This is a genomic window from Mesorhizobium sp. M0771 (assembly GCF_040320155.1).
In the GTDB taxonomy this organism is placed as follows: Bacteria; Pseudomonadota; Alphaproteobacteria; order Rhizobiales; family Rhizobiaceae; genus Mesorhizobium.
In genome coordinates this window covers 40242-53135 of record NZ_JAMYPC010000017.1, presented here as the reverse complement: position 1 = coordinate 53135, position 12894 = coordinate 40242, and the positions used below count along the sequence as shown (strand labels likewise).

12 protein-coding genes are annotated in these 12894 nt (G+C 62.4%); 8 read left to right on the top strand and 4 right to left on the bottom strand.

Features of this window, described 5'->3' with window-relative positions; translation table 11 throughout:
* Nucleotides 1-226: 226 nt before the first annotated feature.
* From NKI05_RS23330 to NKI05_RS23320, 3 genes are all read right to left on the bottom strand, one after another.
* Entirely contained in the window at nucleotides 227-1144 is a 918-nt protein-coding gene (locus NKI05_RS23330) for a carbohydrate ABC transporter permease (protein ID WP_023669427.1), read from the bottom strand.
* A gap of 9 nt (nucleotides 1145-1153) precedes the next feature.
* Nucleotides 1154-2269, bottom strand: a complete 1116-nt coding sequence (locus NKI05_RS23325) for a carbohydrate ABC transporter permease (protein ID WP_023689462.1) — start codon at nucleotides 2267-2269, stop codon at nucleotides 1154-1156.
* 98 nt (nucleotides 2270-2367) lie between these two features.
* Nucleotides 2368-4032: an ABC transporter substrate-binding protein gene (locus NKI05_RS23320; RefSeq protein ID WP_023669429.1), complete on the bottom strand. Its 1665-nt coding sequence runs from the start codon at nucleotides 4030-4032 to the stop codon at nucleotides 2368-2370.
* A 272-nt stretch (nucleotides 4033-4304) separates the two neighbouring features.
* Between NKI05_RS23320 and NKI05_RS23315 the strand changes: the two genes are divergently transcribed.
* The 5 genes from NKI05_RS23315 to NKI05_RS23295 all read left to right on the top strand — a co-directional run bounded on the left by NKI05_RS23315 (nucleotide 4305) and on the right by NKI05_RS23295 (nucleotide 8631).
* Complete coding sequence (locus NKI05_RS23315) at nucleotides 4305-5360, top strand: ABC transporter ATP-binding protein (protein ID WP_023697414.1); 1056 nt, start codon at nucleotides 4305-4307, stop codon at nucleotides 5358-5360.
* Between the two features lie 42 nt (nucleotides 5361-5402).
* On the top strand, nucleotides 5403-5855 hold the full coding sequence (locus NKI05_RS23310) for an RbsD/FucU family protein (protein ID WP_023669431.1): 453 nt from the start codon (nucleotides 5403-5405) through the stop codon (nucleotides 5853-5855).
* A 4-nt stretch (nucleotides 5856-5859) separates the two neighbouring features.
* Nucleotides 5860-6789 carry a ribokinase gene (rbsK, locus tag NKI05_RS23305; RefSeq protein WP_023689460.1) on the top strand — a complete coding sequence of 310 codons (930 nt, stop codon included), beginning with the start codon at nucleotides 5860-5862 and terminating at the stop codon, nucleotides 6787-6789.
* Nucleotides 6790-7020: 231 nt separating this feature from the next.
* Complete coding sequence (locus NKI05_RS23300; RefSeq protein ID WP_023730893.1) at nucleotides 7021-7866, top strand: alpha/beta fold hydrolase; 846 nt, start codon at nucleotides 7021-7023, stop codon at nucleotides 7864-7866.
* A 129-nt stretch (nucleotides 7867-7995) separates the two neighbouring features.
* Nucleotides 7996-8631 (top strand): SGNH/GDSL hydrolase family protein, encoded by a 636-nt coding sequence (locus NKI05_RS23295; RefSeq protein WP_023669434.1) that lies wholly within the window; start codon nucleotides 7996-7998, stop codon nucleotides 8629-8631.
* Between the two features lie 60 nt (nucleotides 8632-8691).
* On the opposite strand, the gene NKI05_RS23290 is transcribed toward NKI05_RS23295, so the two are convergent.
* Nucleotides 8692-9705 (bottom strand): NADP-dependent oxidoreductase, encoded by a 1014-nt coding sequence (locus NKI05_RS23290; RefSeq protein WP_023669435.1) that lies wholly within the window; start codon nucleotides 9703-9705, stop codon nucleotides 8692-8694.
* A gap of 92 nt (nucleotides 9706-9797) precedes the next feature.
* On the opposite strand from NKI05_RS23290, the gene NKI05_RS23285 reads away from it, so the two are divergent.
* From NKI05_RS23285 to NKI05_RS23275, 3 genes are all read left to right on the top strand, one after another.
* Nucleotides 9798-10730, top strand: a complete 933-nt coding sequence (locus tag NKI05_RS23285) for a LysR family transcriptional regulator (RefSeq protein WP_023730894.1) — start codon at nucleotides 9798-9800, stop codon at nucleotides 10728-10730.
* A gap of 195 nt (nucleotides 10731-10925) precedes the next feature.
* Nucleotides 10926-11330, top strand: coding sequence for an MAPEG family protein (locus NKI05_RS23280; protein ID WP_023682292.1), 405 nt, complete (start codon nucleotides 10926-10928; stop codon nucleotides 11328-11330).
* Nucleotides 11331-11843: 513 nt separating this feature from the next.
* Entirely contained in the window at nucleotides 11844-12890 is a 1047-nt protein-coding gene (locus NKI05_RS23275) for an SMP-30/gluconolactonase/LRE family protein (RefSeq protein ID WP_155927357.1), read from the top strand.
* Nucleotides 12891-12894 lie beyond the last annotated feature (4 nt).

Here is a 12894-nt window from a genome sequence, read left to right as displayed (position 1 = left end):
AGTCGCTCTGTAGCGATCCTTCACACCCCCTCTGTCCTGCCGGACATCTCCCCCGCAAGGGGGGAGATCAGATGTCATTTCCGCTTTCGCCAATCACCTACGTCGCAAGAAAAGCGATGCAGCCAAAGCTGCCGATCTCCCTCCTTGCGGGGGAGATGGCCGGCAGGCCAGAGGGGGGGTGCTGTCCCGCCGAGGTCAACAGTAGAGGGGCACGCCGCCTCTCGCCCTACTTCACCGCGCCCGCCGTCATGCCCATGATCAGATACCGCTCAAGCGCAATCCCGATGACCGCCAGCGGTGCGATCGCGGCGGTGGCAAGCGCCGCCATCGACCACCAGTTGATGCCTTGCGAGCCGGTCTGGCTCGCCACCATGACCGGGATGGTCTTGGCGTCGGTCGAGGTCAGCAGCGCGGCGAAAAAATACTCGTTCCAGCACAGCACCATCGCCAGGATGAAAGCGGCGACCATGCCCGGCAGCGCAATCGGCATGACGATGCGGAAAAAAGCGCCCCAGATCGAGAGGCCGTCGACCAGCGCTGCCTCCTCGAGCTCGACCGGGATCGAGTTGAACTGGTCGCGCATGATCCAGATGACGATCGGCAGCACCATCAGCGTGTAGAGCAGGATCAGGCCGATGCGTGTGTCGAGCAGACCGACTTCCCGGTAGAGCACCAGGAAGGGCAGGGCCAGCACCACCGGCGGCAGGATCAGCTGCGACAGGAAGAAGAAGGAGATGTCCTCGTTCTTGAACCAGGCGAACTGATAGCGGTAGCGGGTCAGCCCATAGGCGGCGAGGCTGCCGATGACGATGGCGAGGCTCGACGCGCCGACCGAGGTGATGACCGAATTCATGAAGCGCTTGAAAAACTCCTCGCGCACCGTCGAGGTCTGGAAGATCGAATCCGGCGACAGGCCGAGCGAGCGCCAGCCCTTCCAGTCCGGCTGGAAGTCGACGAACGGGATGAGGTGTCCTTGCGTGACGTCGACCGCGGTCTTGAACGAGGTGGTGATGGTCCAGTAGATCGGGAACAGGCAGATGAAGGCCCAGAACGCCAGCGCGCCATAGATGAAGATGCGATTGGCCAGAAAACCCAGCGGTGAGCGGATTTCCGAGGCAGCATAGTCGGTGGTCTGGACGCTCATTGTGCCTCGTCAGTTCACGTTGCGCACGAAGCGATTGGCGAATTTCAACAGCCAGGTCACGAACACGACGATGATGACGAGATAGGCCATCGCCAGCATGGTGCCGTAGCCGACATTCGAGCGGTCGCGGTATTCGCGGTAGATGAAGCTCGACACCGAATCGGTGGCGCCGCCAGGCCCGCCGGAGGTCACGGTGATGATGATGTCGGCGAGCTTCAACTTGAAGATGATGCGCAGGATCACCGCCGTGACCGACACCGGCAGCATCAGCGGGAAGGTGACCTGCCAGAAAGTCTGCCAGGGCGTGGCGCCATCGACGCGCGCCGCTTCCAGCACGTCGCGCGACATCGCCTGCAGGCCGGCAAGCAGCATGATCATCATGAACGGGATGAAGGTCCAGGCGTCGAGCACCATGATCGAGATGCGGGCGGTGATCGGGTTGGAGAAGAAGGCGGGGTTCTCCCAGCCGAGATGGCGCGCCAGCGTCGCCGCCGGCCCGAAACGGTACTCCATCAGCGATTTGCCGATCATCCAGGATACCGCGACCGGCGACAGCATCAGCGGCATCAGGAAGACGACTCGGAAGAATTTGCGCGCCCGGATCTGCGCGTTGAGCAGCAGCGCCAGGCCGAAGGCAATCACATACTCAACCAGCACGGCGAGCACATAAAGCACCATGTTGAACAGCGCGTTGCGGTAGTAGGGATCGGCCAGCATCTGCCAGAAATTGTCGAGCCCGTTGAACTTGCGGCCGGAAAAGGACGACAGGTTCCAGTCGGTCAGCGCGATATAGAAGCCGAACAGCGTCGGGAAGATCACCATGGCGATGGTGAACAGCAGCGCCGGCAGCAGGAACAGCGCGCGCTGGCCGTCCTCGCCGCGCGTCAGCACCTGGCCGATGCCGAGCGCCACGCCCCACAGAACATAGGCGTAGACGATCGGACGCCAGGTCTCGAAGCCGAGCGTGGTGATCTCGTTCTTGTAGAGGATCTCAAACGCGATCACCGCCAGCAGGCCAAGCGTGGCGGCCGCCATCAGGGCAAAACCCGCCCGCTTGCGGGCCGGCGAGATCAGATCGGCTGGGCCGGCGTTGGCCGGCCATGCATTGGTGGTCTGGTCTGCCACGCGTCCCCGTCCGTTTAAAAAATCAAGCCTGCGACCGGCCCGAGCCGGTCAGGTCCGGCGGCTTGCACCGCCGGACCTGTTGTCACGATAGGATCAGCCTACACGCCGAGCGAGGCCTTGTAGAGCTTGATCTGGTTTTCGCGGCCGATCTGGTCGGTCAGCTTCTCCCAGGCCGCGGCAATGGCGTCGGCGCCTTCCTGCGCCTTCATCTTGCCGGCGAATGTGTTGGCCAGAATGTCCTCGGCAGCCGAATAATACTGGAAGATGCCGGGGATGCGCGGCTCGATCGCCGCGTTCGGATGGTTGTAGCTGTCGGCTTCCGACTTCAGATACGAGGTGATGAACGCCTCGTCGTAGCCTGCCGCCACCCATTCGGGAATGTCGAAATGCGAGTTGCGGTAGGGCTGGAAGCCGGACGGATACATCGCCGTCCAGATTGACAGGTCCTTGCCGCCGAGATGAGCGGCGGCCGACCATGCCGCTTTTTTCTTCTTTTCGTCAGTATCGACGCGGGCCATGACGTAGACGCCCCAGCCGAGATAGGCGCAGTTCGGCGCATAGTTCGGGCCGCTGGCGAGTTTGTCCCAAGCGCCGGTCTTGGCATTGTAGACGTCGTCGGACCCCGGCAGGATCGAGAAGCCGGTGACGTCGCCGATGACCGAGCTATCATTGGTCTTGACGTTGGAGCCGACGTCGCCCCACCAGGTGACCATCGAACCGGTGCCGGCCAGGAACTGCTGGAAGGCTGTCGTGTTCGGGTCGGCGTTGATCTGGTCGGCGGGCTCCGACGGCAGCGCGTCGATGACGTCCTGGATGGCGCGCACCCAGGCCGGATTGTTGATGCGCGGCTTCATCGTGTCGGCATCGAACAGCCAGGCCTTGTCGTCGGGATGCTTGGCATAGGCGGTGGCGCGGCTGCCGAGGAAGTAGAAGCCGAAACCGCCCCAGGCCTTGGGCGCATCGAGATAGCCGAAGACGTCCTGATCCTTGAACTTCTTGCCCTTGAGGAATTTTGTGACGGCCTGGACTTCCTGCCAGGTCTTCGGCACACCCCATTCGGTGGCCGCGCCGCCGTCCTTCCACGCCTTGGCGAGGTCGGCATCGGCAAAAACGTCGGTGCGGTAATTGAAGTTGTGCGCATCGCCATCGACGGTGATCCGGTACTGCTTGCCGTCCCAGGTGCCGACCGGCGGCTGCAGATAGGCCACGACATCCTTCATGTCGATCTGCTCTTTGACCCAGTCGGGCATCTCGGACGTCAGGCCCTTGCCGCAGACATCGCCTTCGAAGGGCGCGCCCATCTCGATGATGTCGAAGTCGACGGTGCCGGTGGCGATCGACTGCTGCAGGCGGGCATTGTAGTCGGCCTGCGCCAGGTCGATCCAGCTGATCTTGGCGCCGGTATAGGCCTCCCACGGCTTCAGGAAGCCGCGGAACAGCACATTGTGCAGGTTCTGGTTGTTGAGGCCCATGAAGGTGAGCTCGACGCCGGCGAATTCGCCTTCCTTGACGTTGGCCTTGGTGGCTTCCAGGCAGAGTTCGCCGACCTTCTGGAAATCGGCATCCGTCGGCTGACCCTTGCCGACGCCGGGGATCTGCAGAATTTTGGAGCGTAGCTCGCTGGCGGCTTCAGCCGGGCGGGTGAAAGCGCCGAGCCCAGCGCCCGATGCGGCGGCGATCGCGGCCATCGAGGCCGCGCCTTTGAGTATGTCACGCCGGGTGGCACCCGCGCGGACGAGTTTTTCGTACAGACCGACTCTCATCTATTCCTCCCAGAACAACAGTCGTGAATTAAATGCCAATCCCTCCGACGCCGAAACGTCGGCGGTTCTCCTTTATCATACGGGGACGTGGGACCCCACCCTGCGTCGCCTGGAGCTCCGATTTTCGGATAAAAATCCGACTGCCGGATTGGCAACAGCTAATATTTGCGTAATCGATTACCTTGTCAACACGAATGGCTTTTTATCGATAACATACCGACTTGCCCTTGCCGTTGGCAATGGCTAGCTTCACCGCGAGAAAAGGGGGGACGATGGCTCAAGTCGCGATCAGCAATGTGGCCAAGGCGTTCGGAACCGTCAAGGTCCTGCACGAGGTCAGCGTCGATATCGCCGATGGCCAGTTCGTGGTGTTGGTAGGCCCGTCGGGCTGCGGCAAGTCCACGCTGCTCAGGATGGTGGCCGGGCTGGAGACCGTCTCCGGCGGCACGATCGCCATTGGCGAGCGCATCGTCAACAATCTGCCGCCGGCCAAGCGCGACATCGCCATGGTGTTCCAGAACTACGCGCTCTATCCGCACAAGACGGTGGAGCAGAACATGGCGTTTGCGCTGAAGCTGCGCAAGACCGATCCGGCCGTGGTCGCCGAGCGGGTCAAGCGCGCCGCCGACATTCTCGACCTCAATCCGTACCTGAAACGTTATCCGCGCCAGCTCTCCGGTGGCCAGCGCCAGCGCGTCGCCATGGGCCGCGCCATCGTGCGCAATCCGCAGGTCTTCCTGTTCGACGAGCCGCTCTCCAATCTCGACGCCAAGCTGCGCGTGCAGATGCGCACCGAGATCAAGGAACTGCACCAGCGGCTGAAGACCACCACCATCTACGTCACCCACGACCAGATCGAGGCCATGACCATGGCCGACAAGATCGTCGTCATGCGCGATGGCCGTATCGAGCAGGTCGGCGCGCCATTGGAATTGTTCGACCGGCCGGCCAATCTGTTTGTCGCCGGCTTCATCGGCTCGCCGTCGATGAACCTGCTCAAAGGCGTGGTGCGCAAGGGCGACAAGGTCGAGATAGCAGGCACGCTGTTCCCGATTGCTGCCGGCAGCGCCGCCAAGGAGGGCCAGGCCGTGGTCTATGGCGTGCGGCCCGAGCATCTCGAAATCCATCCCGACGGCGTGCCGGCAAAGATCTCGGTGGTCGAACCCACGGGTTCCGAAACGCTGGTCTTCGTGCGCTTCGGCGACAGCGGCGAGATGGTGGCGCTGTTTCGCGAGCGCCACGACTTCAAGCCCGGCGACACGCTCAATCTCAAGCCGCGCCTCGACCAGGTCCATCTCTTCGACGCCGAGACCGGCAACCGGCTCTGATTTCCAATCGACTTTGACCAAACCTGTTTGACGAGGACTGCCATGCTCAAAGGGATCAACCCATTGCTCAATGCCGATGTGCTCCAGGCGCTCAGGGCAATGGGACACGGCGACGATCTGATCATCGCCGACACCAATTTCCCCGCCGATTCGGTGGCAAAGCAGACCGTGCTCGGCAAGCTGCTGCACATCGACGCCTCGGCGGCCGATGTGGTCAAGGCGGTGCTGTCGCTCTATCCGCTGGACACTTTCGTCGACGATGCGGCCGCGCGCATGGAGATCGTCGGCAAGCCGGACGAGATCCCGCCGGTGCAAAAAGAGGTGCAAAAGGAGATCGACAAGGCCGAGGGCAAGGCCTGGCCGATGATCTCGGTCGAGCGCTACGCCTTCTACGAGCGCGCCAAGAAAGCCTATTGCGTCATCCAGACCGGCGAGCGCCGCTTCTATGGCTGCTTCGCCTTTCGCAAGGGCGTCGTGCCGCCGGACGCCGAGTAGGGCCATGGCGTCGGGCAAACCTGTCGTCATTCTGGGCGTTTTCGTCGCCGACACCGCCTACCGCGCCGATCGACAGCCGCGCATGGGTGAAACCATTCTTGGTAATTCCTTCAAGCTGGGACCGGGCGGCAAGGGCTCGAACCAGGCGGTGGCGGCAGGCAAGCTCGGCGCGGACGTCACCTTCCTGACCCGGCTTGGCGTCGATGCTTTCGCCGACATGGCCAAGGCGACCTGGGCAGAGGCGAGCGTCAAATCCGCCGTCATCGAGACGCCGCAAAGCTATACCGGCGCGGCCTATATCTTCATCGAGGAGACAACCGGCAACAACGCCATCATCGTCAGCCCGGGTGCGGCGATGCTGATCTCGCCTGAAGACATCGAGGCCAACGCCGGCCTGATCGGCGGCGCCGGCGTCTTCGTCACCCAGCTCGAGCAGCCGATCGACGCGGCACTGCGCGCACTCGAAATCGCGCGCGGTGCAGGGGTGACCACCATCCTCAATCCGGCGCCGGCGGCCAAGCTGCCGGACCGCATCTATACGCTTTGCGACTATGTCACCCCCAACGAGACCGAGGCCGAAGAGCTGACCGGCATCAAGGTTTCTTCGATCGACGAGGCTCGCCGCGCCGCCGACAGCCTGCTCAAAAAGGGCGTCGGCTCGGTCATCATCACGCTCGGCGAAAAAGGCGCGCTGCTGCACACGGCCGCTCGGTCCGACCATGTTCCCGTGGTCAGTGCCGGTCCGGTGGTCGAAACCACCGGCGCGGGCGATGCCTTCAATGGCGGCCTGGCCGCCGCACTCGCCAAAGGCGTGGAGCCGCTGCAAGCCGTCCGCTTCGCCTGCGCCGTCGCCGGCATTTCGGTGACAAGGCCGGGTACGGCGCCATCCATGCCGACGCTGCATGAGGTCGAGGCGCTGCTGGCCGAGGGGTGAGGTCGTTGCGGGAGAGATCGAGTTCAGATCCGACCGGATCTGAATTGCCTCATGCAAGACCATGATTCTAGACGATTATGTCACATTTCTCCTGAGGAGAAATGGCGCGAGTGACGGGGCTCGAACCCGCGACCTCCGGCGTGACAGGCCGGCGAAAACGCCTGATTCATCAACGAATGGTTTCAATTCCTCACGCTCTCGAATTTGCGGGAAAAAGCGCGAAATTGAAACTTGCTTATCAGAACTCCTCGTCAACTCCGCGAGATATTAACTCTGATCGACGCCTCCGCTGCTGCCAGCCTAGCGGCTGGACCGGGACAGACTGCTCCCGGCGACTTCTGGATCGGCTGGAGACGGCAGATCGATGCGCTCGCTTCCGCCGGATTCCGGGTCATCGTCCCCGACCAGAGGGGCTACAACACCAGTGACAAGCCGAAAGCCATCCGTGAATACACGCTCCCCAAGCTCGTCGGCGATGTCGTTGCCATCGCCGACGCGCTCGGCATCGGAAGGTTTCACCTCGTCGGTCATGACTGGGGCGGTATCGTCGCCTGGGCGGCAGGCGCAAAGCTGCCGCACCGTCTGGAAAGGCTCGTCATCCTGAACGCGCCCCATCCCGAGGTGCTGCTTGCCCATTCCTTGCGATCTCCGACCCAGTTCCTGCGGAGCAGCTATGCGGCCTTCTTCCAGTTCCCCTTGCTGCCGGAGGCTGTTCTGGGAGCAGGGCACTCGGCTCTGCTGGCACGGGCGCTCATCAAATCCAGCCGAACAGATGCCTTCACGGCGGAGGAAATCGCAGAGTATCGGCAGGCCTGGGAACGGCCGGGGGCGCTGACCGGCATGCTCAACTGGTATCGGGCGCTGCGCTTCCGCCCAAGCCTGAAGCAGCGGATCAGGACACCGACCCTTGTACTGTGGGGGATGCAGGACCAAGCTCTGGAATATGGCCTGGCCGAGCGCAGTCTGGCCTTTTGCAACGATCGGGGCCTGCAGACGTTCGAGAAGGCAACGCATTGGGTACAGCGCGAAGAGGCCAGCGCGGTGAATGCCGCGCTTCTGGCGTTCCTGGACGGCTGAGATGCCGTTCCGTTCTGCAGGTGGCCTGACTCGCCGTGATCTCCTGACCGTGCTCGCTGCCGCGGTCACAACCCACCACCTTACCTCCTCTGCTGATGCAGCATTGCAGAGGCCTCAACGGAGCATCCGATGCCACACGTCGTCCTTCTCGGGGATTCGATCTTTGACAACGCTGCCTATGTCGCGCACGGGCCCGACGTAGTGCGGCAGCTGCGGGAGCGCTTGCCGGAGGGGTGGCGTGCAACGCTAAACGCCGTCGACGGCGCCGTCACAAGCGGCGTCGAGCGGCAGCTTGAACGGCTCCCCCAGGATGCTAGCCATCTTGTCGTCAGCGTCGGTGGCAATGATGCTCTTCGTCATGCAGGGATTCTGGAGCAGGGGGCCTGTTCGGTGGCCGAGGTTCTGGACAGGATCAGCGATATCCGGGAGGAATTCGAGCACGACTACTGTACGATGCTCGAGGGGGCGCTGGGCCAAAACCTACCCACCGCTGTCTGCACGATCTACGAGGCGCGCTTTCCCGACCCACAGCGTCGTAGACTTGCCGCAACTGCCCTGACGGTCCTCAACGACGTCATCACCCGGGCGGCGTTCTCGCGCGGTTTGCCGCTCGTCGACCTGCGCTTGGTATCGAATGAGGACGCGGACTTCGCCAATCCTATCGAACCGTCAGTGCAAGGCGGCGCGAAGATCGCGGCAGCCATCGCGGCACTTGTAGTCGAGCACGATTTAGCCGGACGTCGGTCGGTGGTCTTCGTCGGCTGAACGGCGTAATCCCGCCCGACCGTCTGCACTCCCGATGGTCGGGCGACTGAAAGCAACAATTCAGACGGCCAGCACGATCTTGCCTTGAATACTGCCGTCGGCGGCGCGCTCATGTGCGCGCGACGCCTCGGCCAGAGGGAATGTGCTGTCGATGACGATACGCACAAGGCCGTCGTCGAGCAGGCGGGCGGCTTTTGCCAACTGCGCGCCATTGGATCGGACCTGTGCGGATGAGACCGTGATCCCCAGCCTCTCTGTCTCTTCGTGACCAGCGAAGCCCAGCGGGTTGACCAGGAACAGCGCGCCGCCCGGCTTCAGAACCTGGAAGAAGCGCTCCATGTCCGCGCCGCCCACCGCGTCGAGGACAAGGTCGACGTCTCGGACGACATCTTCCGCCCCGGTCGTCTTGTAGTCGATGAACTGATCCACGCCGAGACCGCGCATCAGCGCCTCGTTCTTCGCCGATGCCACGGCGATGACGCGAGCGCCCCGCCATTTCGCCAACTGGACGGCCAGATGCCCGACACCGCCTCCGGCACCATTGATGAGCACCGTCTTGCCGTCGAGGGGCACCGGCTCATGCGGTAAGGGCTGGAACGGATTCGGCTCGTCGTGGCCAAGTTCGATCAAGAACTGCCATGCCGTCAGAAGCGACATCGGCGCACCAGCCGCATGAATATGGTCGATGCCGGCTGGTTTCAACGCAACATGCGATGCCGGCACACTGACATAATGCGCGTAGGCATTGCTACCCGTCATCAAGTTATCGGGGAAGCGAACCATTGCGTAGACCTCGTCCCCGATGCTGAACTCAGCGACGTCAGCGCCAACCGCTTCAATGACGCCCGACACGTCCGTGCCGAGAATCAGTGGGAAGGACGCGTTGGGTCGCCATTCTGGCGGCAGTGCGCGATAGCCATCCCGCAGATACCAGTCGGGCGGATTAAGCCCGGCCGCCTGGACACGGACAAGCACCTCGCCGGGCTTCACACCCGGCCTAGGCGCGTCTTCGTACACCAGCATCTCGGGACCACCGAATGCGTGCAGACGGACTGCCTTCATCTTATCGCTCATTGGTGAAATCTCCAATCATCCATGTCATTGGAGCGAATCTAGCGGCATGACCGCCGGTTGATAATCGGTGCCGATGGCGGTTAAGTAATGCCATGGCGGAACATATCACTTTGGATCGGCTCACTGGCATCATCGCCTTCGCGCGTGCGGGATCGCTGGGCAGCTACACGGCAGCGGCGCGCGCGCTGTCGATTTCCCCGTCGGCGGTCAGCAAGAGCGTCCAGCGGCTCGAGCGGCATTTAGGAGTGTCGCTGTTTACCCGTACAACGCGCTCGCTCACCTTCACGCCCGAAGGGCGCGACCTGCATGAGCGCGCGCTGCGTCTGCTACGCGAGGCGGAGGAAATAGAGCAGGCGGCAATGACCGCGCGCTCCGAACCATCGGGCACGTTGCGCGTGGCCGCGTCGCTGCCGATCGGACTGCATCTGATCGCTCCGGCTTTACCGGCTTTCCGTCGGCTCCATCCGAACCTGATCGTCGATCTCAGGCTGGGTGACCAGATGGTGGACATGATCGAGGAAGGGATCGATGTCGCCATACGCATCGGTGATCTGGCTGACACCCGGCTACTATCACGCAAGCTCGCACCCCATCGGCTTTGCTGCTTCGCCTCGCCAGCCTATCTCGAGGAACGCGGCACACCGACCCATCCCGATCACCTGGAAGGGCACGACACCGTCAACCTTCGATATCAGAGCACAGGCCAGGCCTTTCGCTGGCCCTTCCGGATTGGCGACCGTGAAATCGAGATCGTGCCCAATTCCGGTGTGGTCGCCGATGCCAGCGATGCCGTGCTCATCATGCTGGCAGCCGGCGGTGGGATAGGCATAGGCGCCTCCTTCATGGCGGCTCCCTATGTGAAGCGCGGCGAACTGGTCCCAGTGCTGTCCACGTTCGCGGTCGAGCGAAACAATGTCACCGTGCTCTGGCCGGCAAGCCGACGCGCCAACCCCGCCGTGCGCGCCTTTCTGATCATGCTCGACGCCGCTTTCACTCTGCGAATGGCAGCTTCAAGCATCGACTGATCTGGCGCGGAAGGGTCGCTAAAGGGCGAAAGCGGTCAATCACTGCTAATTGGCTGAACGGCAGCTATTCCGGGCACAACGTCCAAAAGCTGCTATTCCGTTTCGGCCCCACTACAGGCCGCCCCTCCTCGTCGAATAGCATTAGACTAGTTGATCGGCTACAACGACCTAGAGTGCTAGCAACGGGGAGGGCACATGTCGGCGAGTGCTTACGCATTGACTGGCTTCATCTCGTGGGCGCTGGCCCTGCTGATCGTGATGGAAGTTATCCGGAGCTACCTGGTGATCTCTGGGCAAGTCCCGGCAAACGGCTTTACGCCAGATAACGGAGCCCTCTCCCCGTTTATGCGGAGGTTAGCCCGTGCCCACGCCAACTGCATTGAAGGGCTTCCAATCTTCGGAGGTCTGCTCGGAGTCGCGATCATCATTTCAAAGACAGATGTCACGGATCCCTTGGCCTCCACGATGTTAGGCGCACGTATAGTGCAGTCGGTGATCCACCTCGTCTCAACCAGCCAACTCGCGGTCAGTCTCAGGTTCACCGCGTTCGCTGTGCAAATGGTGATTGGTGCGTATTGGTGCTGGTTGCTGTTGATCTGAAGAGTGGCGGAGCCCCGACGCAAAAGTGGGCCACCTCGATTCCGGGAGCCTTGGCAAACCCACTCCGGATCGTGACCCGAAAGACTGTCCCTTTTGACAGGCGAGCGAACCGCAAAACTGGCAGTGGCAAAACCGCCGTTGAGGCATGATATTGCTGTTGGATTTTGGGGCTACTCCCCAGCTTCGGAGAAGGATCGGCGTTCAGAGAGCAATTTGCACGCCTGGGCGCTGCGGCGCTCCCCAGCTTTTGGCCACACGCACGCCCTGCAAACGCTCGGCTCAAGAGCGCCTGGCAGCGGAGCAGAGAATTGTTGGACTTTGTGAGTGTTAGAGGGAGAGGAACTGAGATTCAACCTTCTCCACCTGCACTTGTTCATTGCACGCTGGCCTCAGCAGCACCTAATCCTGCCACGCAACCTGGAGGAGCAAGCCAGTGCTACCGAGCTGTGTAGACACCGATCGGCTCGCGCTGTAGCCATAGGCCTCCGCCCGTCGGGGTTCACCGGCGTCGGGGTGGGGGCCGGCCTAGGGGGGCCCAGCAACGCGCACGTCAGCCTGGCTATCTTTCGAGTCGCCGGGTCCGGTGACCGCCAGATCGTCAGGCTGGATTATACCCGACAAATCTTGATAGGCTGCCGTTCTGGGGGTCGCACGATGAACGAGGTTGAAAAGCTGGCCGTCGAGGTTGTCGCGACCGGCCTTGGCTGGCCCGAGGGCCCGACGGTGCTGCCCGGTGGCCGAATTGTCATCGTCGAAAGCTATCGCAGCCAGCTGACGGCCATAGATCGCGACGGAAGTGCTCGCCAGTTCGCGTATGTTGCAGGAGCGCCCAACGCCTGCGTTCTCGGATCGGATGACCTGCTCTATGTCTGCCAGAACGGCGGCACGACAGGACCTTGGCGGGCCGCGGAGATGACGACACCGTCCATCCAGCGGGTTGCCGAAGGCGGAAAGCCGGAAATCCTGCTGACCGAAGTTGCAGGCATCCGGCTCAATGGTCCAAACGATCTCGTATTTGCTGCTGATGGCCGGCTTATCTTCAGCGATCCCGGCACATACAACCCGGGGAACCCGGACCCCAGCTACATCTTCGCCGTCAACCCCGATGGCAGTGCGTACCTTGCTCTCGGTTTCGACGAGCCGACCTTCCCGAATGGTGTGGCGATCGAAGCCGACGGCTCGGTCATTTGGGGAGAGTCCTATACGGGGCGCGTTAAGCGGCAGCGTCCGGATGGTTGCGTCGAAGACCTTGGCCGCTTGCCTGGGGTCAATCCGATCCCGGACGGGCTGAAGGTCGGTGCGGACGGCCGCCTTTACGTAACGGATATTGCCGCCAACGGCATTCATGTGCTCAGGCCGGACGGAACAGCGGAAGGTTTCTTCGTCTGCGGCAAGGCAACGACCAACTGCGTCTTCTTGGGCGAGACGCTTTGGGTGACAAATGCCGGCGTGCTGGCGACCGGCAGCGATCCATCCTTTGAGGGAACAGTCTCCCGCGTGCGTGTTCCGGGAGGCGGTGGACCGACGCATCATGGTCGCATCGGCGGAAAGCAACCGTGAGTAG

Bases quoted from the DNA above. Each gene is read 5' to 3' on its own strand.
- NKI05_RS23330 (WP_023669427.1), bottom strand. From the start codon at position 1,144: ATGAGCGTCCAGACCACCGACTATGCTGCCTCGGAAATCCGCTCACCG.
- NKI05_RS23320 (WP_023669429.1), bottom strand. From the start codon at position 4,032: ATGAGAGTCGGTCTGTACGAAAAACTCGTCCGCGCGGGTGCCACCCGG.
- NKI05_RS23315 (WP_023697414.1), top strand. From the start codon at position 4,305: ATGGCTCAAGTCGCGATCAGCAATGTGGCCAAGGCGTTCGGAACCGTC.
- NKI05_RS23310 (WP_023669431.1), top strand. From the start codon at position 5,403: ATGCTCAAAGGGATCAACCCATTGCTCAATGCCGATGTGCTCCAGGCG.
- rbsK (WP_023689460.1), top strand. From the start codon at position 5,860: ATGGCGTCGGGCAAACCTGTCGTCATTCTGGGCGTTTTCGTCGCCGAC.
- NKI05_RS23295 (WP_023669434.1), top strand. From the start codon at position 7,996: ATGCCACACGTCGTCCTTCTCGGGGATTCGATCTTTGACAACGCTGCC.
- NKI05_RS23290 (WP_023669435.1), bottom strand. From the start codon at position 9,705: ATGAGCGATAAGATGAAGGCAGTCCGTCTGCACGCATTCGGTGGTCCC.
- NKI05_RS23285 (WP_023730894.1), top strand. From the start codon at position 9,798: ATGGCGGAACATATCACTTTGGATCGGCTCACTGGCATCATCGCCTTC.
- NKI05_RS23280 (WP_023682292.1), top strand. From the start codon at position 10,926: ATGTCGGCGAGTGCTTACGCATTGACTGGCTTCATCTCGTGGGCGCTG.